Below are 24699 nucleotides of genomic sequence, written 5' to 3' on the forward strand. Positions count from 1 at the left end.
ACTCCGAAAACGTAGTACGGGTTCGTGAAATCGGGACTGTTGAGGAACAGAAAGAGGCAAAAACTCGAACCCATCAAGACAATCATCGCCGACTGAATACTCGGATTATACCAGTCTTCAAGCGATTCCCGAACAGTCCCAGACATATTAGAACGATAACTCCAATACAGTATACCGTTTGCGGTGGTGAAAATCCGAGAAGTTCGCAGTCTTCAGCGAACGGCTGTTTCAGTCGAGAATATGTCTGAAGAATGGGATTTCAACAGAGCCAATCATGTCCTCAAAGGTGTCCCTGTCGAATGGAAGAAGGCGGAATCCGTGTTTCAAGTCATTGAGTGGTTGAGTATGATCTTTCCAGAAGTTGACCACAGCATTACAAGCCGCCACATACTTCTCAGGGCGGTCGATAAACTCGATGTCCTTGCCCATTTGTAATTTCACAATGGACCACACGTATCTTGAAACCATGAAGGTACGGACTTTCGGGTGATCAAGGAGCTCCTCACCAAATGCGGATCACGAGACCCGGCGCTTCGATCGTTCTACACCAACTTCGCGGCACTCCTCTTCAACACCTGGGCGGTGACGAATGTCCGCCTGCGGAAGAGACTGGCCAAGACCTGAGCAAGGGGAAGCAGTTGACCGCTGGTGAGCGGATGCAGGCCATCGAGGACGACCCACGAGATCTCTAGATTCCGACCGAACTATCAGAAGATCTATAGGTATTTGGCGACCTTCTTGGAGAGGGTTGGAGCACCTCAAACGCCGACTGATTCTCGGCAGGGGTTGCTGAATAGAATCGCTGTGTTTTCAACTACTGTTAAGGTGCTTGGCACTGGTCGGCGTCGGGTGCCGCGTGAACGTGACCAGCTCGTTCCGGGAACCCGAGGCGAATCCCGCCGATCGACCACCGGTTTTTCTATGAGCGGGGCGTAGACCCGGGCATGTCCAGACTCCTCCTCGGCGTTCTCGGGCTCGTCCTGGCGGCGATTCCCGACCGCGTGATCGAGTGGTACGAGTCGATCGCCGTCGCGTCGCCCGACGAACCGACCGCGAAGCCGTGGCTCCCCTCGGCCGTGCGGGCGGAGGGGATCGCCTATGTGGCGATCGCTCTCGTCGGCGGCCGGGCGTACGCGTGGACCATGGGGCTCGTCGGCGCCATCGGCGCGCTCGCGGCGGCGATCCCGGAGCGATACCTCGCGTTCGGCGCTCGGATCGGCTACGAGCGTCCGAGGTCGATCGTCTGGCGCGACCGCTTCGTCTCGGTCGTTCGCGCGATCGGCGTCGGCTGCGTGCTACTCGCGATACGGGCGACAAGCGAGCGGCGATCGTAATGTATCGTCGTGAGGTGCTCCGGACCGGTGCGGCGGTCGGACTTGCGGGCGTCGCCGGCTGTGTCGGCGGGAGCGATGGCGCCGCGTTCTCCGAGGGCTTCGAGGACGGGCTCGGCGACTGGGAACGCGAGGCGGCGATCGGGCCGGAGGTCGACCTCGAGGACTTCGAGTGGGAGATCGACGTCTCGGAGACGGAGGCCGTCGAGGGCGACCGCTCCCTGCGCGTGTGGAACGAGGGGGACTACGACGACGGCGTGAGCTGGGCGACACATCCGATCGCCGTCGAGCCGGGGCGGGCGTACGAGATCGAGGCCACGGCGCAGTTCTGGAGCGAGTCCGAGTCGTTCAACACCATCCGCCACGCCGTGATGCGGCTCGGGCCGGAGACGGCGGCGACGGAGGAGGACTTCCCGCAGCTGGGCGTCAACTCGAGCGACTTCGGCGAGACGCCCTACGGCGGGCTTCGGGAGCCGCTGTGGCTCTCCGATGGGTGGCACGAGTACTCCTTCGAGTGGACGACTCCGGAGCTGTCGACCGACACGCTCCACTTCGCCGTCGGAACGGCGGTCATTTGGGAGGCCGACGCGACCCACTACGTCGACGACCTGTCGGTCACGATCGAGCGACGATAACGCCGCGAAGCTTGCTCACTCGAGCGATTCGACGGTCGCCTCACCGCAGTGGGGACAATGCGAGTGCTCCTCGGTGAGGTCCTCCTCGCAGCTCGTACAGACGAACGCCGCCTCCTCGTTCCCGATGACCGCTCGCTTCGCCCGCTCGAATTCCGTCCCGGCCTTTCTGAACAGGCTCATTGTGCCACCTCGGGCCATGAGTCGGATAAGCGTTGGGTCGAGGCTGACTCACGAGCCGAAATCTATAAGCAACCGAAGGACGCACTCACGCGTGTGACGAACTCCGCGTCCATCCAGGGCACGCCGGCATCGCCAGCGACGCGGCTCTTCTCGAAAAAACGCGCCTGAAACGCCCGTCGGCGGGAGTGGCGACCCCGTCCCGGGCGGCCCCCGATGTCCCCGACAGCGACGTCTTCGACGTCGTTCGGGAGACGACCGATGGCTCCGAACCGGCCGACGATCGAATCGATCCACGACCGCGAACCCACTGCGGCTCGACCGACGATCGAATCGACGACCGCGAGCCGACGACCAACGACCAACGACCGAACCGACGACCACGAACACACCACGAACCACACGAGATCCACCAATGACGACGACCCAACCCTTCGAGGGCGTGATGCCCGCGATGACGACCCCCTTCACCGAACGGGACGAGATCGACCACGAACAGCTCGCCGACAACGCGCGGTATCTGGAGGCCGCCGGCGTCGACGGCCTGGTACCGGTCGGATCGACCGGCGAGTCGGCGACGCTGTCCCACGACGAGCACGTCGACGTGATAGAGACCGTCTCCGAGGCGGTCGATGACGTCCCGGTCATCGCCGGGACCGGATCGAACAACACCGCCGAGGCGCTCTCGCTGTCGCGGCGCGCCGCGGACGCCGACGCCGACGGCCTGCTCCTCATCTCGCCGTACTACAACAAGCCCGAGCCCGAGGGCTTCTACGAGCACTACACGGCCATCGCCGACGCCGTCGACCTGCCGCAGATCGTCTACAACGTCCCCTCGCGGACCGGCCGGTCGATCCCCGTCGACGTGACGGCGCGGCTTGCGGAACACGAGAACATCGTGGGCTACAAGGCCGCCTCCGGCGATCTGGGCCTGATCAGCGAGGTCGTCGAACGCACCGCCGACGAGGAGTTCGCGGTGCTGTCGGGCGACGACGGCCTCACCCTGCCGATCCTCTCGGTCGGCGGGACCGGCACGATAAGCGTCGTCGCGAACGTCGAGCCCGAGCGGACCTGCGCGATGGTCGGGTCGGCGCTCGCGGGCGACTACGAGCGCGCACGCGAGATCCACCACGAGCTCTCGCCGCTTTGTCGCGAACTCTTCGTCGAGACGAACCCGATCCCCGTCAAGGAGGCGATGGCGATCCGCGACCGGGGCCGCCCGGACCTGCGCCCGCCGCTGACCCGCCTCTCGGAGGAACACCGCGACGACCTCGAGGCGCTGCTCCGCGAGTACGAGACCGCGGCGCCCGGCGAGATCGGCGCGTTCGCCACGCCGGAGGCCTCTCGATGAGTTCGGGCGATCCGGGCACCCTCCGGCTCGCCGTCACCGGGGCCGGCGGCCGGATGGGCCGTGAGGTGATCGAGGCGGCCGCGGATCGTGAGGGGATGTCCGTGGTCCTGGCCGTGAACCGCTCGGAGACGGAGCCCGTCGCGGGCGTCGCGGTCGACCCCGCCTCGGAGTTCGCGGACCGGCTCGCCGCCGTCGATCCCGACGTCGCCGTCGATTTCACCGGTCCGGCCTCCGCGCTCGCGTACGCCGACGCCTGTGCGGACGCCGACGTGCCGCTCGTCACCGGAACGACCGGATTCTCCGGGGACGAACTCGCGAAGCTCCAGGAAGCCGCCTCGTCGGTGCCGGTGCTCAAGGCGGCCAACTTCTCGCGGGGGGTCGCCGCCCTCAGACGCGCGGTTCGCGAGGCGGTCGCGGCGCTTCCCGGATACGACGTCGAGGTGACGGAGACTCACCACAACGGCAAGCGGGACGCGCCCTCCGGCACCGCGAACACCATCCTCGCGGACGTCGAGGACGTTCGCGAGGACCTCTCGCCGGACGGACGCGTCCACGGCCGTGAGGGCCACGCCCCCCGCGAACCGGGCGAGATCGGGGTCCACGCGCGCCGCGCCGGCGACGTCACCGGCGAACACGAGGTGCTGCTCGCGGACAACCACGAGGTTCTCGAGCTGGTCCATCGGGCCGGCGACCGCGGGGTGTTCGCGGCCGGGGCGCTCGACGCTGCCGGCTGGCTCGCCGACCGCGAGGCGGGGTGGTACACCTTCGACGACGTCATCGACGGCTCGTGACCGTCATCGACGACTCGTGATCGACGAGACGACTCGTGATCGACGAGACGACTCGAGAGATCACGCCCTACGAACGATTCACGATATCCCGCCTCACGAACCGACGCATAAATACCGCCACTCGACCACCGATCGCACATGACGCTTCGAGCCGACGTGAACGACCTCTGGCAGCGCTACGACGACGGACTCTCGGCCGACGAGACCACGGGCGACGACGAGGCGACCCTCGACGCCTTCCTCGACGCGCTCGAGGCCGGCGAGGTCCGGGCGGCCGAAAAGACCGGCGACGACGTGACCTCCTGGGAGGCGAACGCCTGGGTGAAACGCGGCATCCTGCTCAACTTCGGGCTCCGCGAGACCGAGGCGCGCGCCTACGGCGACGTCACCTACCACGACGTCCTCCCGCTTCGCGAGACCGACGATCTCGGCGAGCGCGGCACGCGCAACACGCCGGACGGGACCGTGATCCGACGCGGCGCACATCTGGGAAGCGACTGCATCATGATGAGCCCCTCGTTCGTGAACGTCGGCGCCCGCGTCGGCGACGGGACGCTCGTCGACTCCTGTGACACGGTCGGGTCGTGTGCGCAGATCGGCGAGAACGTCAAGCTGGGCGCGAACACGCTCATCGGCGGCGTGCTCGAGCCGGTCGAGGACGCGCCGGTCGTGATCGAGGACGGCGTCGCCCTCGGCGCGGGCTGTCGGGTCACCTCCGGGTTCCGGGTCGGCGAGAACTCGATCGTCGGCGAGAACACCCTCTTGACGCCGCGGATCCCCGTCTACGACCTCGTGGACGAGGAGGTCGTCTACGGCCACCTCCCGGCGAACCGCCGCGCGTTCACGCGGATGGTCGAGTCGTCGATCAGCGACCACGACCTCCTCGAGGGCGGCGCCTACAAGCCCGCCGTGGTCGCGACCGACGTCGAGACCGAGACGCTGGAGGCCACTCAGCGGGAGGAGGCCCTGCGCGAATGAGCGATCCGGGGGAGGCGGCCGAATCGTCGACGGACGGGGCGGCCGATGGCTGCGCCAGTCGCAGCCATGGCGCTGTCGACGGCCGCGGCGGACCGCCGGTCCGGCGACTCGCGGACTGGGACGCGGGACACCTCCGCGCTCTCGCGGGCGAGTACGACACGCCCCTCTACGTGATCGATCTCGATCGGGTCCGCGAGAACTGCGAACGGCTCCGTTCGGCGTTTTCGGACGCCGACGTCCGGTACGCGGTCAAGGCCCACACCGGGCAGGCCGTCCTGCGAACGGTCGAGGCGGCCGGCCTCGAGGCCGAGTGCGCCTCTGCCGGCGAGGTCGAGCGCGCCCTCGCGGCCGGCTTCCCCGGCGATCGGGTCCACTACACCGCGGTCAACCCGCCCGCCCGCGATCTCGATCGGGTCGTCTCGCGCTGGCGCGACCGGCCGGACCTCACCGTCACCGTCGGCGCGGTGGACACCCTCGACCGCCTCGCGGAGCGCGGCTACGACGGCCGGGTCTGTATCCGGGTGACCCCGGGCGTCGGCGCGGGCCACCACGAGAAGGTCCGCACGGGTGCCCACGCCAAGTTCGGCGTCCCCTACGACCGCGCCGCCGCGGTCGCCCGCGAGGCGACGGAGCGCTTCGAGGTCGTCGGGATCCACGCCCACGCGGGGTCGGGGATCGACGCCGACGGCCTCGATCGCCACCGCGAGCTCGTCTCGCGGATGGGCGCGCTCGCGCGCTCGCTCGTCGACCCGGACGACGGGGAGGTGCCCGTCGAACTCGAGTACGTTGACGTGGGCGGGGGGTTCGGCGTCCCCTATCGTGAGGACGAGCCGCCCCTCGACCTCCCCGCGGTCGCCGAGGCGACGCGGGACGCCCTCGGATCGATCACGGACGGCGCCAGCGACAGCGACGACCCCGTCCACGACGTCCGGCTCGCGATCGAGCCCGGACGCTACGTGGTCGCCGACGCGGGCGTCCTCCTGACGCGCGTGAACACGGTCAAGCCGGCCCCCGAGACGACCGTCGCCGGCGTCGACGCCGGGATGACGGACCTGCTCCGTCCGGCGATGTACGACGCCTATCACCCGATCCGCAACTGCTCGACGCGGTTCGACGAACGAGGCGAAGGCAGCGACGTCGTCGACCGAGACTCTGACGCCGACGACGGTGAGACGATCCCGGTCACCGTCGCAGGACCTATCTGTGAGAGCGCCGACGTGTTCTGTGAGGACCGACCGCTCGCGGCGCCGGAACGCGGGGACCTCCTCGCCGTGGGCATCGCGGGCGCGTACGGCTACGAGATGGCGAACCAGTACAACTCCAGACCACGGCCGGCCGAGGTCGCGATCGGCGAAAGCGGCGCCGAAAGCGGCGCTGGCGACGCACCGAGCGGTTCGGACGACGTCGCGCGACTCGTTCGCGACCGCGAGACGATCGCTGACGTGACCGCGGTCGAGCGACGGGCGGGCCATGCGGCCACCCCTGAGGACGACGGGAGATCCAAGGAATGACCGACACGATCGCGTTCAGGAAGTACCACGGGACCGGAAACGACTTTCTCGTCGTCGACGCCGAGGCGGCCGACCGGGCCGGCCTCGACGAGGAGGGTCGAAGGGCCTTCGCGATCGCCCACTGCGATCGCGACACGGGCATCGAGAGTCCCGAGGGGCGCCGCGGGGCGGACGGGGTGTTGTTCCTCGAGGTCGACATGGCGCCCGACCCGACGCGGGTGACGATGTCGCTCGTCCAGCCGGACGGCTCGACCGCGGCGATGTGCGGCAACGGCGCGCGCGTCGTCGCCGCGTGGGCGTTCGACCGGACCGGCGAGGCCGAGTTCGTGATCGGGACGCTCGCCGGCGACCGGCGGGCCGCAGTGGACGCGAACGGGCGCGACGTGACCATCGAGATGGGGATCCCGCGGTTCGACCCGGCTGGCGTCCCCGTCGATCGATCGCGCTCCTCGGATCCCGCGGTTCGCGGGAGCGCCACGGATCCTAACGAGCCGCTGCTTCGCACCGAGATCGAGGGGCTCCCCGTCTCGGCGGTGAACACCGGCGTCCCGCACGCGGTGGCGTTCGTGGAGGATCTACCCGATTCGGGGGACGTCGACGAGAACGACGCGATCACCGATATCGACGACGTCGATCTCGACGCCGTCGCGGAGCCGGTGCGCCACGCCGACGTCTTCCCGGAGGGGGCGAACGTCAACCTCGCACAGCGCGTCGAGTACGCGCCGGACGACGACGACCGGGAGTTCGACGGCCTCGTCCCGACGTTCCGCCAGCGCACCTTCGAACGCGGCGTCGAGGGCGAGACCCGTTCGTGTGGCACCGGCGCGGTCGCGATCGCGGCCGTCGCGCGCCGGCTGGGGCTCGTCGACTCGACGCGGATCCGCGCGCGACCCCCGGGCGGCGAACTGGAGATCACGGTTCCCGACGGCGGTCCGGCCACCCTCGCCGGTCCGGTCACGGAGGAGTTCTCGGGCGAGGCGGCGGTCGACCCCGACGTCGACCCCGAAACGGAGGCGGACGCCAGGCCGGCCGTCGATCCCGGCCCCGATCCCGGATGCGGGTCCACGACGACCGATCCACGATGAACGGGCCCGAGGAGACTACACACGGCGACTTCGATCCGATCGCGTTCCTCGAGGAGGCGGTCAAAACGCCCTCCCACCGCGACGTCTCCGAGATGCGGGAGTTTCTGGTGGCGACGCTCGAGGACCGGGGAGCCGACGCGACCGTGGACGACGCCGGAAACGTCCTCGCCGAGAAGTCGTCCTCGAACCGCGACGCGGGGCCGCACGTCGTCTGTAACACCCACATCGACACGGTGACGCCGCACGTCCCCTTCGAGCGCGATCGGAACGCGACCGTGGCGGGCGAGTCGGGCGTCGACGTGATCCGCGGACGCGGCTCCTGTGACGCGAAGGGGCCGCTCGCGGCACTTCTCGTCGGATTCCTCGCCGCCGACCCCGACCGCGGGCGGCTCACGCTCGCGATCACGCCGGACGAGGAGGTCCACTCGCTCGGGGCCGCGGCGCTCACCGGGGGGCTGCAGGGGACCGAGGACTCGCTCGACGGCGATCTGTACGTCGTCGGCGAGCCGACCGGACTCGACGTCTGTACGGCCGCGAAGGGTCGCTTCGAGGGGACGATCGAGTTGAGCGGCGAGACGGCTCACGCCGCCGAATCCGCGGGCACGAACGCGGTCGCGGCCGCGGAGGGTGCCCTGCGTGCGATCCGCGAGTTCGACCTCGCCCGATCGCCACACGAGCAGCTCGGCGAGGCGCGGCTCACGCCGACGACGATCCAGGGCGGCGAGGCGACGAACCAGGTGCCCGACCGGTGTGCGATCGTCGTCGACCGCCGGTCCATCCCGCCGGAGACGGCGGCGGAGTTCCGCGAGTCGCTCGAACTCGACGTCCGCGCGGCCGTTCCCGACGACGTCGGCGTCGAGTTCCGGCTCACCGACCGGGAGTCGCCGTTCCTCGCCGCGTTCTCGACCGATCCCGACCACGAACTCGTCGGAACGCTTCGGGCGGCGGTCGACGCCACGCGTCCGGGAGGAACGGAGAGCGAGTCTCCGGACCGCGGCGGCACCGTCCGTCCCTTCTCGGCCGCGACGGAGGCGTCCTACTTCTCGCCGGCGCCGACGGTCGTCTTCGGGCCGGGCGATCTGGCCGACGAGACGGGCGCGGTCGCTCACTCCGAGCGCGAGTACGTCCGCGTGCGCGAGGTCGAGTGGGCCGGTCGCGCCGTCGCCCGGACGCTCTCGGAGCTTCTCGAGGACGATCGGGACGCGGCGTAAATCGGCAGTCCGAAATCCTCGCCTAGACCGCGAACTTCCGCTCGAGGAACGCCACGAGCAGGTTCGCCGCCAGCCGCGAGGTGTTGCCCGCCGGGTCGTGGGTCGGGGCGACCTCCATCAGGTCGACCGCGCCGACGGCCTCGTGTGCGCCGAGGGTCTCCATCGCCGCGAGCGCCTGCGACGCCGAGAGGCCGGCGGGTTCGGGCGTTCCAGTTCCGGGCGCCACGCTCGGGTCGACCGAGTCGATGTCGAAGGTGACGTAGACGGCGTCGGTCCCGTCGCCCGCGGCCGCGACCGCCTCCTCGATCACCGACGTCATGCCACGATCGTCGACCTCGGGCATCGCGAAGAGGTTGAGGCCCGTCTCCTCGGCGAACTCGAGGAACTCCGGGGACTCGTAGCCGCGAATTCCCACCTGGCTCACCGTCTCGAAGTCGGCGTACGGCGAGTCGGCGATCAACGCGGTGCTGGATCCGTGGAACTCGCGGCCGAAGAGGGGGCTCTCGGAGACGGTGTCCGTGTGGGCGTCGATCTGGACGAGGCCGACGTCGTCGTGGCCGGCGCCCTCCGCGAACCCGCGGAAGGCCGGATACGTACAGTAGTGGTCGCCGCCGATCGAGACCGGCAGCGCCCGCTCGGCCACCGTCGCGACGTGGGCGGCGATGCTCTCGGCGGTCGTCTCGTGATCCATCGGAAAGACCGGAACGTCCCCGCAGTCGGCCACCGCGAGATCGCCGAAGTCGACGGACTCGCCGGTCCGCATGTTCGTCAACCCGCCCTTGTACCCCGAGAGGTACGCCCACCAGCCGCTCGCCTCCCGCACCGCTCGGGGGCCGTATCGTGCCCCCGGACGGTTGCTCACGGCGCCGTCGTACGGGAACCCCAGAACGCCGGCGTCGTATCCCTCCAGCTCGCCGACGTCGCGGTGGTCGGCGTCGAGGAAGGTCGGGATGCCGGCGTACGGCAGGTCGATCGCCGAGGCGGGATGGGAGGCGCGAAACGCCTCGGCGGGCGTCTCCCGCGTCTCTCGCGTCACGCGCTCCCCTCCGTCGTTCCGGCGTTTGCGTCCCGTCTCGCTCGTTCGCTCCCGTCCTGGCGGGCTCGTCTCGTGTCGATCATGGGTGGTAATACGTTGCCACCAACTGCGCGCGGCGCTCCGTTAATCCTTTCTGCGCCATCCACGGGTCGGAACTCCGGCCTCTCTCGAGCGCCCAGCGGCTTGGAGACGTCTCCGTGGAGACACCTACTTGGAGTCGGCTCCCGAAGCCCGGCCATGGCCGACGAGTACCGCGACCTCTCTCACCCGATCGAGACGGGCATGCGCACGTTCCCCGGCGACCCGGCGGTCTCCGTGACGCCGGCGGCGACGATACCGGAGGACGGCTTCTCTGTCCGGGAGATCCGGTGTGGGTCCCACACCGGCACCCACATCGATGCGCCCGGTCACACCGAGCCCGAGGGCGGAACCCTGGACGACCGAGCGGTCGGCGAGTACGTGTTCACCGCGTGTTTTCGCGACCTGACGCCGTGTTCGCCGCGCGAGGCGCTCGGGCCCGACCGCCTTCCGGACTCGATCGACGACCCCGATGTCGACCTCGCGGTCCTGCGGACCGGCTGGGACGAGTACTGGACCGGCGGAAGGCCGGAGGAGGCGGACGCGCCCGCCGGGCCGGAAGGAAGCACGGACGATCGGTATCTCGATCACCCCTACCTCTCGCCGGCGGCCGCACGCCGCCTTCGGGAGGCGGACTGCGGCGTCGCCGTCGACGCCCTCAACCCGGATCCGACCCCGACCGCGAACGCCGACCCGGACGAGCCCGACGGGGTTCCCGTCCATCACGCCCTCCTCGGGGCCGACCTCCCGATCATCGAGAATCTGACGGGACTGACGGGGCTTCCCGAGCGGTTCACCCTCCTTGCGTTCCCGCTCCCGATCGCGGACGGCGACGGGGCGCCCGTGCGGGCGGTCGCGCACGTGCCGTGAAGAGTCTATTCGGCGTTTTCTCGCGTCGCTCCGCCTACTCCTCGGCGGCGTCGACGACCTCGTAGCTCACGTTCCCGTCGCGGAGCTCGTCGGTGTGTGCCGAAAGCCGGGTGGCCGTCGCGAGGAGGAGTACGTCGAGTCCCCTCGTCGCGGCCTCCCGGACCGCGCTCGCGGTGGCGAAGCGGACGTCCGGTTCGACGTCGGCCGTCCGCGCGGCGACGAGCGCCTCGACGCCCGCGACCGCGACGAGGTCGTGGTCGTCGGCGAGGCCCGCGATCCGGTCCGGATCGACCGCGTGGCTGCCGCCGTCGCGGACGTGCGGCACGGAGACGGCCGTCACGGACCCCAGATCGTAGTCGACGACGCCCTCGAAGTCCGTGATGCCGACGTCCTCGCCCGCCTCGGCGTCCGTCACCGCCACCGCGGTCGCGTCCCCGGTGTCCCCGGCCATCGCGTGGAGGATCCCCTCGCGCATGGTCACCGTCACGGTCTCGCCCTCCGAGAGGTCGGTCGCCGCGATCGCCGTCTCGATCTCCACCTGACCGATCACGTCCTCGGAGACGTGGGTGATGAACCCGCGCAGCTCCTCGGTCTTGGAGATCAGCCAGTCGACGCCCTCCTTCGTCACCTCGTAGCGACCCCGGCCGTGCTTTTCGACGTAGCCCTGCTCGATCAGATCGCGCAGGTAGTCGCTCACTGCCTGGGCCGTGATGCCGATGGCGTCGGCGATCTCCCGCTGGTTGACCGCCGGCTGGCGCTCGGCGATCTCCACGAGGATCTGGTACCTGGTGGCGTTCCGCTTGCTCTGGAGCACGCCGAACTCCTCGGTCGTCTCCGCGTTCCCCGGCATTACCCGAGTTCCGTCCGTCCAACTCAAATACCTTTGGTCGAATACCGACGAGATTGTTCCGATCGTCGGTTCGGGCCGGTTTTGAACAAACTCATTAGCACTAATACAACCAAAATTGTTTTAGGGTTCACCCGAGTTGCATACGCCGATGGCGAACGTCTCGCTTCCCCACGACGCGAAGGCCGGGCCGACGAAGCCGGCGGTGCGGGCCGTCCTGATCGACACGCTCGATCTCGACGCCGGCGACCACTTCGTGGAGATCGGCTCCTGTACCGGCGCCGTCACCGTCGAGGCCGCCCGTCGGGCCGGCCGAGTGACGGCGATCGAACGAAAACCCGAGCGGGCGGCGGTCACCCGCAAGAATCTCGACGCGAACGGCATCGCGGTCGAGGACGTTCCGGCCGCCGACGGCGGATCCGCGGGCGTGGGTGAGGGGTCGGGGCCCACTGCCGCCACCGCCTCCGATCACGCTGCCCCTGATCCTGCCACCCCCGATCACGCCGCCGTCGAGGTCCGCGAGGCGGAGGCGCCGGCGGGGATCCCCGGGGACGCCGACGCGCTCTTTCTCGGCGGCAGTCGAAACTACGAGGCGGTGCTCGACCGCGCCGTCGAGATCGGCGTCGACCGCGTGATCATGAACGTCTCCCGGCTGGAGGTCGCGGGCGCCGCCACCGAGGCGTTTCGCGAGCGCGGCCTCCTCGAGGACGTGCTGCAGTTCCAGGTGAGCCACGGCTACGAGCTGGCCGGCGCGACGAGCTTCGAGTCGGACAACCCCGTCTACATGCTGATCGGCGGCGTCGATGACCGCGAGGTCGCCGCCGACGGCGGCGTTCGTGGCGACGGGGGCGATCGATGACCCTCTACGGCGTCGGCCTCGGCCCGGGCGAGGCCGACCTCCTCACCGTCCGGGGTCGGGAGGTCCTCGAGCGCGCCGACGTGGTCTACTCGCCGGGGCGCCTCTCGCGGTCCGTCGCGACCGAACACGTCCCGGACTCGCGGATCGGCGACCTCGATTTCCCCATGACGCGCGACGAGGACGAGCTCCGGGCCGCCTGGCGGGAGGCCGCGGCGGAGATCGCCCCGCGCGCTCGCGAGGGGACCGCGGCGTTCGTCACCCTCGGCGACCCGAACGTCTACTCGACGTTCGGCCACCTCCGGCGAACGCTCTCGGCGTTTCACCCCGACGTCGACGTCGAGGTCGTCCCCGGCGTGAGCGCCGTCACCGCCTTCACCACCGCGCTCGGCGTCGAGGTCGCGGCCGGGTCGAGCCTTGCGCTCCGGGAGGCGGCCCGCGGCGCGGCCCCGACCGGCCCCGACCGCATGGTGCTGTTCAAGGTCACGGACGTCCCCGCGACCCACGAGAAGCTCGAGGCGGCGGGCTACGACGTCGTCTACGGTCGCCGGCTCTACATGGAGCAGGGCGAGACGGTCGTCACGGACGAGCCGGACGAGCTCGCCGACCGGGACTACTACACGCTCGCGTACGCGGAACGGCGCGACCTCGATTCGGAACTGCCGGCGACCGCGGCCTTCGAGTCGGAGGGGCGCGTGACGGACGGACCGAAGGTCACATCGAGCGAGCACTCGGACGCCGCGGGAACCGACGTCGAACGTCAGGAGATCGCCGAAAGCGAGGCATGCGGGGACGTCGCGCTCGGAAGCGGAGTCGCCGTCGATGGCCTCGGGTCCGCCCTCCGGAGGAGGCGATCACGATGACGGGGTCGGGAGGCTCGCCCGACGCCGGGGACACCGGGGACACCGGGGACACCGAGGACGCCACCGACCCGCAGGAGGCGATCGACGCCCGGACGGCCGCCGAGGCGGACGGACGCGATCCCCGGATCCAGGAACGAACCGCGGGCGAGGTCGGGGAGGGGATCCCGTTCATCGGGGCCGGTCCCGGCGATCCGGGACTGCTCACCGTGACGGGACGCGAGCTCGTCGAGGAGGCGGACCTCGTCGTCCACGCCGGCTCGCTCGTCAACAGCGAGCTGCTCGAGGCGTACTGCGCAGACGCCGAGCTGGTCTCGAGCGTCGGCAAGGACCTCGAGGAGCTGATCCCGTTGATGCGCGACGCCCACGAGGCGGGACGGAACGTGGTCCGCCTCCACAGCGGCGATCCGGCGATCTACGGTGCGGCCCTCGAGCAGATGGACGCGCTCGAACACGAGGGCGTCTCCACCTACCTCGTCCCGGGGGTCACCTCGGCGTTCGCCGCCAGCGCGACCCTTCGAACCCAGCTCACGCTGAACGGCGTCGCCAACCACGTCGCGTTCACCCGCCCGCAGGGCCGGACGCTCGACCCCGAGGACGACCACATCGGCGAGTTCGTCGAGATGGGCGACGTGACGACCTGCATCTACCTCGGGACCCACGCGATCCCCGAGACGATGGACCGACTTCTCGAGGACGGCCACGACCCCGAGACGCCGGTGGCCGTGGTCTATCACGCCTCCTGGCCCGACGAGGACGTGATCGAGGGGACGATCGAGACGATCGGCGAGGCGGTCGAGGAGGCGGGCTACCGCGCCTCCGCGCTCGTCGTGATCGGCGACGCGGCGCGCAAGACCGGCTACGAACGGTCGTACCTGTACGGCGACTGGGCGAACCGCGGATCGGATGCGGCCGAGGGGAACGATCCCAACGAGGCGGCCGACGCCGGCGATGTGGACGGCGCGACCGGGGACGATGACGCGCCGGGAACGGCCGACGCGGCCGGTACGACCGGGACGAGCGAAGCGAACGAGGCGGACGACTGATCACCATGACCCGACCGATTCACCGATGAGTACGGACACAGACGCCGACACCGATACCGGCACGACGACGGACGACGCATCGAACGGCTCGAACACCGGCAGATCGAACGCCGCCAACCCGAACGCCGATGGCTCGAACGCCGACGATTCCGGCGGCCACTGTTCCACCCCCGACTCGGACGGCGAGGTGGCGGAGGAGATCGCGATCGTGAGCTTCGAGCGCAAGCTCGAGACGGCCGAGGAGATCGTCGACGGTCTCGCGGACGAGTACGACAGCATCGACGTCATCGAGTACCACGGCGACGTCTTCGCGGAACACTGGGGCGAGTACGACTGCTTCGTCGGGCTCATGGCCTCGGGGATCGCGATGCGAAAGACCGCACCCCTCCTCGACGACAAGTGGGACGACCCCGCCATCGTGGTCGTCGACGAGGCGCTCACCTGGGCGATCCCGATCACGGGCGGCCACCACGGCGCGAACCAGGTCGCCCACGATCTCTCGAAGCTCGGCGCGGTCCCGGCGATGACCACCGCGAGCGAGGCGGCGGGCAAACAGGGCGTCGAGAGCAGGGCGAAGGCGCTCGACAGCCACGTCGTCAACGGCGACTCCACGGTGGCGACGAACCTCGCCGTCCTCAACGACGAACTCGGACCGGTCGCGCGCCTCGACGGGCCGCGGGCGGTCCTCGTCGACGACGACGTGACCGTCCTCAAGCGGAACGGCGGAAGCGGCGCCGACGATGCGGACGGCGCCGACGATGCGACTGACGCCGACGACCGCGTCGTCCTCGGCACCGGCACCGTCTCGGGCGTCGACGAGGAGCAGGTCCTCGACGCCTGGGAGAGGGCCCTCGACGACCTCGATCTGACGGTCGAGAACGTCGACTTCGTGGCCACCGGGACCAGAAAGGAGGGCGAGGAGGGGCTCTACGCGGCGGCGGAGGCGATCGGCGCCGGCGTCGTGCTCTTCGAGAAGGAGACGCTCCTCGAGTTCGAGGGTCCCTCGCCGTCCCGCTCGAAGGAGCTGATCGGCTGGCCGGGCATCGCGGAGGCGTCGGCGATCGCCGGCGGCCGCGAGCACGAACTCGCCCGCGAGAAGGAGCGGTTCGACGACGCCGTGACCGTGGCGGTGGGGCGGTAGAATGGCGGCTGATGAATCGGAATCGGCCGTCGCCGACGCCGACCTCGGAACCCTCTACGTCGTCGGGATCGGCCCCGGACTCCCGCACGCGATGACCCAGCGAGCACGGGACGTGATCGCCACCGCCGACTGCGTGATCGCCTCGAACCTCTATCAGGAGTTCCTGCGACGCGACGGGACCCTGCCGCCCGAGAGCGCGGCGGTCGAGGAGGCGGGCGATCCCGCGGCCACGGACGGCGGGGCGACCGCATCCGTCGGCGACGACGGCGACGGGGCCGGGACCGGAACCGGAACCGGGACGGTCCTGGAGCGTCCGAACGGGACCCGACAGACGCTCGTTCGGTCGTCGATGGGCCGCCAGATCGAGCTCGCGAAGGAAGCCTTCGAGCGCGTGCGCGCCGGCGAGGACGTCGCGCACGTCTCCGGGGGCGACCCGAACGTCTACGGGAAGAGCGACCTGCTGTTCACGATGGCCGACGCCGAGGACGCCCGCGACGTCCCGATCGAGGTGGTGCCGGGCGTGACCGCGGCGCTCGGCGGGGCCGCGAACCTCGGGGCGCCGCTGTCGAACGACTTCTGTACGGTCTCGCTTTCGGACAAGTGGCGCGGCTGGGAGGAGATCGAGGAGAAGCTGCGGGCGGCCGCGATCAGCGGGTTCGTGATCGTCCTCTACAACTGCTGGCGCGACTACGAGCGCGCGATCGAGGTGATCCGCGAGGAGCGCTCCGACGACGTGCCGGTCGGCATCTTCAACGACGCCGGCCGCGGCGACGCCGGGCGCAACCTCGAGGACGAGACCCACACGATCACCACCCTCGGCGAGGCGACGGCGCACGACGAGGAGGTCGGCGGGATGGGGACCTCCATCCTCGTCGGCACCCACGAGACGACCGTCTGGGAGAACGACCACGGCGAACACCTCGTCACCCCGCGCGGCGGGCGTGACGTCGACGACTTCTGATCATGAGCACGAACGACGCCACCGACACGACGGAATCGACCGATACGACCGATGCGATGGACGCGACCGACGCGATCGACGCGACGAAAACGAACGACGAATCGACCGCCGCCTCCGGCAGCTCCGCGTCGACCTGTGGCGCGGCGAGCTCCGCCACCGACGACGACTCCGGGTCCGCCTGCGGAGCGTCGAACCCGAGTTCGAGTGCGGGTTCGGAGTCGACGTGCGGCGGCTCGACGGCTACGTCGAAGAGGGACGCCACGGACGAGCGGGTGGAGTCGACCGTCGACGACTTCGAGGGCGACCCGGGCCGCCTCGTGGCGGTCGGGCTCGGCCCCGGCGAGCCGGAGGGGATGACCGCGCGCGCCCGTCGAGCGCTCCTCGAGGCCGAACACGTCGTCGGCTACACGACCTACATCGAGCTGCTCCCCGACGAGGTGACCGAGTCGGCCGAGGAGCTCTACGACACGCCGATGTGCGGGGAGGTCTCCCGGACCGAGGAGGCGATAGACCGGGCCCTCGCCGGCAACGACGTCGCGATCGTCGGCAGCGGCGACCCGAACGTCTACGCGCTCGCGGGACTCGCGCTCGAGATCCTCGAGTCGAAGGGCGCGACCGCCTCGGCGGTCGATTTCGAGGTCGTCCCCGGCGTTCCCGCGGCCCAGTCGTGTGGCGCCCGGCTCGGCGCCCCCCTCGTCAACGACACCGTCAGCGTCTCGCTTTCGGACCACCTGACGCCGATGTCGGAGATCGAATCCCGGCTCCACGCCGTCGCCCCCGAGGGGTTCACGATCGCGATCTACAACCCCTGGAGCCGCAAGCGCCGCGAGAACTTCGAGACGTGCTGTGAGATCCTGCTCGAACACCGCGACCCGGAGACGCCAGTCGGCGTCGTCCACGGCGCGGGCCGCGACGACGAACGCGTCGAGATCGTCGAACTCGGCGAGCTGGAGGAGCTCGGCGAGAGCGATCTGATCGACATGACGACCACGATCCTCGTCGGCAACGAGGAGACCTACGTCTTCGACGACCGGATGGTGACGCCGCGGGGCTACGAGTCCAAGTATGACTACTGAATCCTCCCACCGGAGCGAGACGACGGAGGCAGATCACGACCGCGAGGCCTACCGCGTCACCCTCGACCGGGACGCCTGTGAGGGGATCTTCGCCTGTCTCGTCCGCGACGACCGATTCCGCGAGGCCGCAGACGGACTGGCGGCGATCGAGGGAGCCGGCCCGGCCGGTAAACCCACGAACGCCGACGGGGAATCGCACGGAACCGTCGTCGCCCGGTTCGAGGACGATCGGCTCGCGGACGCCGAGCGGGCCGCGGCGGCCTGTCCGGTGGACGCGATCGAGGTCGAGGTCCCCGAGAACGACACGATCGAGGTGGTCGCGGATGAGTGACGCCGATCCGTCCCCTGCCGGCGGGACTCACGCGATCGAGCCCGTCGATGACCTGCTGGCTTCGGGTCCGGAGACGGCGTACTTCTGGGGTCGCGTGGCCGGCGACGGCGAACTGACCGAAACCTCCATCACGACGCGCGCCGGCGACGAGACCGCCGCGGACGCGCTCGCGGCGGTCGCGGGGACGAGCCGGACCGGGACCGACCACCGCGTCGCCGCTCGCGAGTCGGCCCACGACGCCTCGATCGTCCGGTTCGAGGACGAACACGAGATCCGCGTCGTCGGCGCGCCGGCCGAACGCGCCAGCGCGGCGTTCGGACTCCCGATCGACGGGGAACCGGGGGGCTACCGGTTCGACGCCTTCCGTGAGAACCGCCGGCAGCTCGTTCGGGGACTGTTGGAGGCCTGCGGCACCGTCTGCTTCCGCGAGTCGTCGGCCTCCGTCGGCGTCTCGTTCGTCCACGACGACCGGGCGCTCCTCGAGACGATCCGCTCGCAGCTGTCGGCCGCCGAGGTGCACGCCCCGAGCGACGACCTCTCCGAGACCTCCTCGGGCGGCTACTGGTTCGGACTGGCCGACGAAGCCGACGTCGCCGGGTTCGCCGAGTGGGTCTACGCCGGGAGCGACGAGTCCGGCCTGTACGCGGACGACCGGCGCGCGAAGCTCCGACGAAGCGTCGAGCGCGCGACCGGGGCGGCGGTGGGCGAGCTGGAGGAGTCACCGTGACGACGAGTTCCGACGCCGTTGGCCTCGGGGACGGTTCGTCCCGGTCCGGTGACCCCTCCAGCGCGTCGGCATCCCCGATCGACCCCGACGAGGAGGCCGTGCTGCTCGTCGGCCACGGCTCGCGGCGCGAACGGTCGAACGAGCAGGTTCGCGAGCTCGCGGCCGGCCTGGAGGACCGGCTCGGCATCCCCGTCGACGCGGGGTTCATCGAGCTCGCGTCGCCGTCGATCGACGAGGCGATCGCCGGGCTCGCGGCGAGCGTCTCGCGGATCGCCGTCGTCCAGCTGTCGCTTTTCGCGGCGAGCCACGTGAAGGCCGACGTCCCGCTCGCGGTTCGGTCGGCCCGGTCGGCGCATCCGGACGTCGAGATCCACAACGGGTCGCATCTGGGGATCCATCCCGCCATCGTCGACCTGCTCGACGACCGGGCCGCGGCGGTCGAGGCCGAACTGGGCGCCGATCGCGACGAGGACGAGGTGGCGGTCGTCCTCTGTGCCCGGGGATCCAGCGATCCCGACGCCAACGGCGACGTCCACAAGCTCGCCCGGCTGCTCCGGGAGGGGCGCGCCTTCGATCGCGTCGCCGCGTCGTTCATCGGCGTGACGGAGCCTCGCCTCGAGGAGACGCTCCATCGGGTCGCCACGGCCCGGCCGGACGCGGTCGTCGTGCTCCCGTACATGCTCGGCGACGGCGTGTTGACGGAGCGCATTCGCGAGGGGGCCGCCGAGTTCGACGCGGAGTACCCCTACGTCGACGCCGCGGCCGGCGATCCGCTCGGGACCGACTCGCGGCTGCTCGACGTCCTCGGCGACCGCTGGCAGGCTGCCCGGACCGGAAGCGTCGAGATGTCGTGTGACACCTGCAAGCACAAGGTCGAGCTGGACGGCTACGAGGAGGACGTCGGCGGCGCCCGTGCGATGTTGCGGGCCGTGACCCACCGCGAGTCGCACGCTGATCGCGAGGACGTCGACGACGATCCCCACGCCCACGATACGCCCGACGCGCACGTCGCGGTCTGTACCAACCAGACCTGTGCGGCCGACGGGGCGCCGGCGGTCCTCGAGCGCCTTCGCCAGGCCGTTCGCGACTCGGACGCCTGCGAGGCGCGCATCACCCGATCGTCGTGTCTCGGACGCTGCGGCGACGGGCCGATGGTGGCCGTCTACCCCGACGGCGTCTGGTACGGCGACGTCGACGAATCGGACGCCGGACGAATCGTCTCCTCGCACCTCGATCGGGGACGGATCGTCTCCGATCTGGTCGACGTCACGCTGTGAGGCCACGATAGGACGGACCGATACGAACATTTACGAACGACTTGCGAACCACTTACCGGACACACGGAACATCCACACACATGAGCTGTCACGAACTCGAAGCGCTACGACTCGGAGTGATGAACGTCCTCGGCACCGAGGACCGAACCGCCCGCGAACACGCGGAGGCCGAACTGGAGGGCCATCTGGAGGGTCCGATCGAGGCGCTCGCGAACGCGGAGACGCTCGACGCGATCGAGCGTCACCTCGATGCGGCCCTCGTCGACCTGGAGGCCGAGGTCGCAGAGACCGATTCCGCCGATCCGGAGTACGACTACCTGCGCGGCCGGCTCGTCGCCGTTCGCGACGCCGAACGCGCCGTGCGCCGGCTGACCGACCAGGGCGAGAGCCTCCTCGATGGACTCGGGGACGCCCACGACGTGCTCCACGAGACGTTCCCGGCCGAGGAGTGAGCGGTTTGCGGCCGGGTGGTTGACGATTTTCGGTCGAGAAGGTGACGACTCCCGGTCGAGGAATTTAACGCCGCCGGTCGAGAAACGCACCCTCCCGTCCTCGCGAACTTTTGACGGAACCGCACCCATTCGAAGTCGCGCTTCTCCGAGATCTCGACGTTACGCCGAGCTTCGCCCCGGATCCGGTTCCTCGATCAGCCCGCCCTCGTCGCCGAACTCGGCGGCGAGCAGGTCGGGGACGTCGCCGGGCGTCACGTCCGAGTAGAAGCGGCTCCGCGGGTGGATCGCCACCGCGGTGCCGTCCTCGCTACAGAGGCCGAGACAGCTCGTCTCCGCGACGTGGACGCTCGACCAGTAGAGGTCCCGGTCGCGAAGCCACGTCCGCACCGCCTCGAGGACGGCCTCGCCGCCCGCGTCCCCACAACAGGCGTACTCCGAGTCGCGCTCGGTCGTACAGACCAACACGTGGTCCGTGAATCCGTTCGCGTGGACGTCCTTGGTCCGGTCCCGCATCAGTCGGCGCTCGGAACTCGATCGCCGTTCGTCGATCCGGCCGCGCGTCGATCGTCGGCGGGCGGCGAGGACGACTCGCGTCGCAGCCACGCGTGGGCGCCCGCGAGGACCGCCCACAGCAGCGCCTGTCCGAACACCGTGAGCCCGACCAGCCCGGCCGACAGCTCCGCGGGAAGCGGGTTCTCGACCGGGTTCGCGGGCGCGAGAACTACGGGAACCGCGAGCAGCCCGAACGGCACCAGCGCCGCGGCCGCGGCGACGGTCGTCGACCGCCGGTCCCGTCGCGAGAGCCGATCGAAGGTGTACAGCGCGAGCAGACAACAGACGACGCCGAGAGCCACCATACCGGCGTAGAGGCGAACGCGGGTCGACACGGCGAGGAACTGTCGGGCGCCCGGCGGCTGCGGCGGCAACACGAGCCACGGCGCCACGGAGGCCGAAAGGAAACCGGCGGAGCCGGCGGCTACGTCAGGGGTCGCCGATCCGGAATCACCCGGGAGGACCGGCTCCAGCAGGTAGAACCCGCCCCCGAATACCACCGCGCCGAGGAGGACCCCCCAGAGCACGCTCGAGGCGATGCTCACGACGCTCGTGGTCGTCGCCGAAACGACGCCGTGGTCGTGGCCCGTCTCACCGACGACGCCGTGGTCCGTGGCGTCGTGGCTACTCCCGTCGTGGTCGTGATCCGCACCGGCAGCACCGGGGTCGCCGTCCGCCTCGATCGCCGCCTCGCCGTGGCCGAGCTCGTCGGCGAACGCGACGAGCGGGTTGGCGACGACGGCGACGAAGAGGCCGAAGACGAGCCCCGCGACGAGCCCCGCCTTGACGCCGCGGAGAACGTACTCGGCGAACATCCTCAGTGGCAGGTGACGCCGGCGGCGTGTCGGAAGTTGTGCAACGAGTCGTGGGCCATCGGCTCCTGGAGGAACAACAGCGCGAACCCGAGGGCCGCGACCAGCAGAACCCCGAGGGCGATCTGCGTCGGCGTGAGTTCGACCCGCGAGCGTTCGATCCGTCCGTGAACCGTCTCCGGCGTCGCGCCGGCTGCCTCCGTCGTGGCGTCGATCGCGGTCGTCATGATAAATACGATTTGCACAACATCAAGTAAGATTGTAAAACTTTCGAGTGAACGACGATCGAATTGTGTTCGATCGACGCGACCGTCGGACCCGACGTCCCGTCACCCCTCGTGAACGGTTCCGACGGTCGCGTCGATCCGGTCCGCCGAAAGCGCCGCCAGGGAGACGCGCTCGCCGGCGGTCTCCTCGACTATCACGTCGACGAGACTCGAACGGTCGTCCCGTTCGGGATCCCCGGCGTCGACGACCACCACGTGCGTGCCCGTCGCCGCCAGTTCGCGCGCCGCCTCGCGCGTCTCCGCGCTCGGGCTGCCGTCGGCCACGTTCGCCCGACCGTCCGTGACCACCACGACGACGCTCGCGGCGGGTTCGGCCCGGGCTAGGACCTCACCCACCGTTCGCAGTCCCGCGGAAAGCGGGGTCCGGTCGCCGGTCGGCACGTCCTTGAGGTGTCGGGCGGCCAGCTCGACGCTGTCCGTCGGCGGGAGCAACACGTCGGCCCCGGAGCCGGCGAAGGAGACCACAGCGACCTCGTCGCGGTGCTCGTAGGCGTCCTGGAGCAGCTCGAGAACCGTCCTCTTGGCCGCGCGCATCGCCGGGCGCATCGAGGCGCTGGCGTCGATCGCGAACGCGACGAGCGCGTCCGCGCTCCCGCGTCGGACCGACCGCCGGAGGTCGCGTGACTCGATCGAATCCGACCCGCGGCGGGTCGCCGCTCGGAGCGACGCGCCGACGTTCACGTCGGACGCTTCGGACCCTCCCGCCGGCTCGGATCGGATCCGCGGTCCCGAATCGGTCCCCTGGACGCCCGGGCGCGATCGCGAGCCGGATCCGCCGCCGACGTCGCCCCTCCCGGCGTCGATCGGCTCGGAAACCGAGAGGTCGGGCGCGCTCCCCGGCTCGATCCCGACGCGCGACTCGCCCGGGACGACGGGCGTCGCCTCCGGTCCGTCCGATCCGACGTCCCCGCCGCGTTCCCCCGCGTCGCCCGGCCGCGGTGCGTGCGAGTCGCCGGTTCCGTCTTTCTCGCCCGATTCGCCCGCCTCTCTCTCGCCCGATTCGTCCGCCCCTCCTCCGTTCGGATCGGCCGTATCTTCTCCGTCCGCGGTCGATTCCTCGCCCGGTAGGGTCGACTCGCCCGCGACCGACTCCGCCGATGGTCCGTCGCTCGGCTCGGCTCCGGGGTCGCGACCGTCGGTCCGACTCCGGTTTGATCGGTCCCTTCCGTCCTCGTCCGGCTCGCCCGTTCGATCGTCGCCTCCTCGTTCGCCGTCCGGCCGATCGTCGCCTCCTCGTTCGTCGCCGCCTGCTCGCTCCCCATCGCCACCTTCGCGATCCGTCGGATCGTGCTCGTGGTCTCCCCCCTTCGCGCTCCCGTCCCCTCGGTCGCCGCCGTCCTCCCCGCGTTCCGAGTCCGACGAGTCGGCGTCATCGAAGTGATCGTCGATGAGGTCCTCGGCGTCGGGCGCCTCCTCGAACGGGCGCGACCGCAGGCGGTGCGGGAGCGCGAAGGAGGCCGCCTCCCGGACGTCCGATTCGATGACGCGGCCGCGGTCCTCGAGCGCCGCGAACGTCCGGGCGGCGCGTGCGGTCGCGATGTCGCCGCGGTGTCCCTCGATCCCGGCGTCGCGACACAGCTCCGCGATCTCCTCTCGAAGCGATCGAGGCAGCGTGACGTCCGGGAGTCGCCGCCGCGCGCGTTCGAGCCGGTCGCGATACGCCGACTGCGTCGTGGAGTCGGTCGCCTCCTCGCGGTCGATGCCGTCCCCGGACCGACCGAGCGCCCGATCGATGATCGCCACCCGATCGTCGATAGAACGACATCCCTCGATGGTCGCCTGGAGGGCGAAGCGGTCGCGAAGTTGGGGACGGAGGTCGCCCTCCTCGGGGTTCATCGTCCCGACGAGGGTGAACTCCGCGGGGTGGGACACGCTCACCCCGTCGCGCTCGACCCGATTCACCCCGCTCGCGGCCGCATCGAGGAGCGTGTCGACGAGGTGGTCCTCGAGGAGGTTCACCTCGTCGACGTAGAGGATCCCGCGGTTGGCCCGCGCGAGGAGCCCCGGATCGAACTCGTAGTCGCCGCCCAGCGCGTCGGCCACCGACAGCGTCCCCACGACGCGCTCGCGGGTCGCGCTCAGCGGGAGCGTCACCAGCGGAACCGGACGCTCGACCGTCTCGAGTTCTGCTCGTGCGCGCTCGCGGCAGTCCGCACACTGTCGGTCGGGATCGGCGGGCGGACAGCCGTAGGGACACCCCGCGACGGCCGTCCGCGTCGGGAGGAGGTCCGCGAGCCCCCGGACGGCGGTCGACTTCGCCGTCCCCTTTTCGCCGCGGATCAGGAGACCGTCGAGGTCGTCGTCGGCCGCGACGGCGAGTAAACCGCGCTTGAGTTCCCCCTGACCGACGATCCCGGCGAACGAGGGCGCTTCGCCCCGATCGTGCGAAGCCTTTTTGTTCTCTCCTAAATCAATCATAC

At 70.1% G+C, this 24699-nt stretch carries 27 protein-coding genes; 19 read left to right on the plus strand and 8 right to left on the minus strand.

The window, feature by feature from the left end:
- Positions 1–228 precede the first annotated feature (228 nt).
- A complete protein-coding gene (locus tag ACFQE9_RS13620; RefSeq protein WP_379745783.1) occupies positions 229–429 on the minus strand; it encodes a hypothetical protein in 201 nt (66 codons plus the stop codon).
- Positions 430–944: 515 nt separating this feature from the next.
- Between ACFQE9_RS13620 and ACFQE9_RS13625 the strand changes: the two genes are divergently transcribed.
- Together ACFQE9_RS13625 and ACFQE9_RS13630 are read left to right on the plus strand one after the other, a co-directional pair.
- Positions 945–1334 (plus strand): hypothetical protein, encoded by a 390-nt coding sequence (locus tag ACFQE9_RS13625; protein ID WP_379745786.1) that lies wholly within the window; start codon positions 945–947, stop codon positions 1332–1334.
- Positions 1334–1966 (plus strand): hypothetical protein, encoded by a 633-nt coding sequence (locus tag ACFQE9_RS13630; protein WP_379745789.1) that lies wholly within the window; start codon positions 1334–1336, stop codon positions 1964–1966. Before ACFQE9_RS13625 ends, ACFQE9_RS13630 begins: the two co-directional genes overlap by 1 nt.
- Before the next feature lie 15 nt (positions 1967–1981).
- Here the strand turns inward: ACFQE9_RS13630 and ACFQE9_RS13635 are convergent, their stop codons facing one another.
- Positions 1982–2146, minus strand: a complete 165-nt coding sequence (locus tag ACFQE9_RS13635) for a hypothetical protein (protein WP_379745792.1) — start codon at positions 2144–2146, stop codon at positions 1982–1984.
- A 412-nt stretch (positions 2147–2558) separates the two neighbouring features.
- On the opposite strand from ACFQE9_RS13635, the gene dapA reads away from it, so the two are divergent.
- From dapA to ACFQE9_RS13665, 6 genes are all read left to right on the plus strand, one after another.
- The gene (gene dapA / locus ACFQE9_RS13640) at positions 2559–3494 is read left to right on the plus strand and encodes a 4-hydroxy-tetrahydrodipicolinate synthase (protein WP_379745795.1); all 936 of its coding nucleotides are present in this window, start codon (positions 2559–2561) and stop codon (positions 3492–3494) included.
- Positions 3491–4285 (plus strand): 4-hydroxy-tetrahydrodipicolinate reductase, encoded by a 795-nt coding sequence (gene dapB / locus ACFQE9_RS13645; protein ID WP_379745798.1) that lies wholly within the window; start codon positions 3491–3493, stop codon positions 4283–4285. Before dapA ends, dapB begins: the two co-directional genes overlap by 4 nt.
- A 138-nt stretch (positions 4286–4423) precedes the next feature.
- Positions 4424–5263, plus strand: a complete 840-nt coding sequence (locus tag ACFQE9_RS13650) for a 2,3,4,5-tetrahydropyridine-2,6-dicarboxylate N-succinyltransferase (protein ID WP_379745804.1) — start codon at positions 4424–4426, stop codon at positions 5261–5263.
- Positions 5260–6774, plus strand: coding sequence for a diaminopimelate decarboxylase (gene lysA, locus ACFQE9_RS13655; protein ID WP_379745807.1), 1515 nt, complete (start codon positions 5260–5262; stop codon positions 6772–6774). Before ACFQE9_RS13650 ends, lysA begins: the two co-directional genes overlap by 4 nt.
- Positions 6771–7859: a diaminopimelate epimerase gene (dapF, locus tag ACFQE9_RS13660; protein WP_379745810.1), complete on the plus strand. Its 1089-nt coding sequence runs from the start codon at positions 6771–6773 to the stop codon at positions 7857–7859. The genes lysA and dapF overlap by 4 nt, the downstream gene beginning before the upstream one ends.
- Positions 7856–9070: a M20 family metallopeptidase gene (locus ACFQE9_RS13665; protein WP_379745813.1), complete on the plus strand. Its 1215-nt coding sequence runs from the start codon at positions 7856–7858 to the stop codon at positions 9068–9070. The genes dapF and ACFQE9_RS13665 overlap by 4 nt, the downstream gene beginning before the upstream one ends.
- A gap of 22 nt (positions 9071–9092) precedes the next feature.
- Here ACFQE9_RS13665 and ACFQE9_RS13670 read toward each other — a convergent pair whose 3' ends face one another.
- Entirely contained in the window at positions 9093–10106 is a 1014-nt protein-coding gene (locus ACFQE9_RS13670) for an agmatinase family protein (protein WP_379745816.1), read from the minus strand.
- A gap of 237 nt (positions 10107–10343) precedes the next feature.
- Between ACFQE9_RS13670 and ACFQE9_RS13675 the strand changes: the two genes are divergently transcribed.
- Entirely contained in the window at positions 10344–11054 is a 711-nt protein-coding gene (locus ACFQE9_RS13675; RefSeq protein WP_379745819.1) for a cyclase family protein, read from the plus strand.
- 34 nt (positions 11055–11088) lie between these two features.
- Here ACFQE9_RS13675 and ACFQE9_RS13680 read toward each other — a convergent pair whose 3' ends face one another.
- A complete protein-coding gene (locus tag ACFQE9_RS13680) occupies positions 11089–11904 on the minus strand; it encodes a DUF7839 domain-containing protein (RefSeq protein WP_379745822.1) in 816 nt (271 codons plus the stop codon).
- Positions 11905–12052: 148 nt separating this feature from the next.
- Between ACFQE9_RS13680 and ACFQE9_RS13685 the strand changes: the two genes are divergently transcribed.
- From ACFQE9_RS13685 to ACFQE9_RS13730, 10 genes are all read left to right on the plus strand, one after another.
- On the plus strand, positions 12053–12760 hold the full coding sequence (locus ACFQE9_RS13685; protein ID WP_379745825.1) for a hypothetical protein: 708 nt from the start codon (positions 12053–12055) through the stop codon (positions 12758–12760).
- Entirely contained in the window at positions 12757–13620 is an 864-nt protein-coding gene (locus ACFQE9_RS13690) for a cobalt-factor II C(20)-methyltransferase (RefSeq protein WP_379745828.1), read from the plus strand. Before ACFQE9_RS13685 ends, ACFQE9_RS13690 begins: the two co-directional genes overlap by 4 nt.
- On the plus strand, positions 13617–14663 hold the full coding sequence (locus ACFQE9_RS13695; RefSeq protein ID WP_379745831.1) for a cobalt-precorrin-4/precorrin-4 C(11)-methyltransferase: 1047 nt from the start codon (positions 13617–13619) through the stop codon (positions 14661–14663). The genes ACFQE9_RS13690 and ACFQE9_RS13695 overlap by 4 nt, the downstream gene beginning before the upstream one ends.
- A gap of 25 nt (positions 14664–14688) precedes the next feature.
- Positions 14689–15804, plus strand: coding sequence for a cobalt-precorrin 5A hydrolase (cbiG, locus tag ACFQE9_RS13700; RefSeq protein ID WP_379745835.1), 1116 nt, complete (start codon positions 14689–14691; stop codon positions 15802–15804).
- A 1-nt stretch (position 15805) separates the two neighbouring features.
- Positions 15806–16765 (plus strand): precorrin-3B C(17)-methyltransferase, encoded by a 960-nt coding sequence (locus ACFQE9_RS13705; RefSeq protein WP_379745838.1) that lies wholly within the window; start codon positions 15806–15808, stop codon positions 16763–16765.
- Positions 16766–16767: 2 nt separating this feature from the next.
- Positions 16768–17841, plus strand: a complete 1074-nt coding sequence (gene cobJ, locus ACFQE9_RS13710; RefSeq protein ID WP_379745841.1) for a precorrin-3B C(17)-methyltransferase — start codon at positions 16768–16770, stop codon at positions 17839–17841.
- Positions 17831–18172, plus strand: coding sequence for a ferredoxin (locus tag ACFQE9_RS13715; RefSeq protein WP_379745844.1), 342 nt, complete (start codon positions 17831–17833; stop codon positions 18170–18172). The genes cobJ and ACFQE9_RS13715 overlap by 11 nt, the downstream gene beginning before the upstream one ends.
- On the plus strand, positions 18165–18899 hold the full coding sequence (locus ACFQE9_RS13720) for a cobalamin biosynthesis protein (protein ID WP_379745847.1): 735 nt from the start codon (positions 18165–18167) through the stop codon (positions 18897–18899). Before ACFQE9_RS13715 ends, ACFQE9_RS13720 begins: the two co-directional genes overlap by 8 nt.
- 77 nt (positions 18900–18976) lie before the next feature.
- Positions 18977–20176: a CbiX/SirB N-terminal domain-containing protein gene (locus tag ACFQE9_RS13725; protein ID WP_379746032.1), complete on the plus strand. Its 1200-nt coding sequence runs from the start codon at positions 18977–18979 to the stop codon at positions 20174–20176.
- A gap of 80 nt (positions 20177–20256) precedes the next feature.
- The gene (locus tag ACFQE9_RS13730; protein ID WP_379745850.1) at positions 20257–20628 is read left to right on the plus strand and encodes a DUF3209 family protein; all 372 of its coding nucleotides are present in this window, start codon (positions 20257–20259) and stop codon (positions 20626–20628) included.
- 159 nt (positions 20629–20787) lie between these two features.
- On the opposite strand, the gene ACFQE9_RS13735 is transcribed toward ACFQE9_RS13730, so the two are convergent.
- From ACFQE9_RS13735 to ACFQE9_RS13750, 4 genes are all read right to left on the minus strand, one after another.
- Positions 20788–21141, minus strand: a complete 354-nt coding sequence (locus ACFQE9_RS13735; protein ID WP_379745853.1) for a (2Fe-2S) ferredoxin domain-containing protein — start codon at positions 21139–21141, stop codon at positions 20788–20790.
- A complete protein-coding gene (locus ACFQE9_RS13740; protein WP_379745856.1) occupies positions 21141–21995 on the minus strand; it encodes a CbtA family protein in 855 nt (284 codons plus the stop codon). The genes ACFQE9_RS13735 and ACFQE9_RS13740 overlap by 1 nt, the downstream gene beginning before the upstream one ends.
- Before the next feature lie 2 nt (positions 21996–21997).
- Positions 21998–22219, minus strand: a complete 222-nt coding sequence (locus tag ACFQE9_RS13745) for a CbtB domain-containing protein (protein WP_379745859.1) — start codon at positions 22217–22219, stop codon at positions 21998–22000.
- A gap of 102 nt (positions 22220–22321) precedes the next feature.
- Positions 22322–24697 (minus strand): VWA domain-containing protein, encoded by a 2376-nt coding sequence (locus ACFQE9_RS13750; protein ID WP_379745862.1) that lies wholly within the window; start codon positions 24695–24697, stop codon positions 22322–22324.
- Positions 24698–24699: the final 2 nt, after the last annotated feature.

The organism is Halopenitus salinus (assembly GCF_042662125.1).
Lineage (GTDB): Archaea > Halobacteriota > Halobacteria > Halobacteriales > Haloferacaceae > Halopenitus > Halopenitus salinus.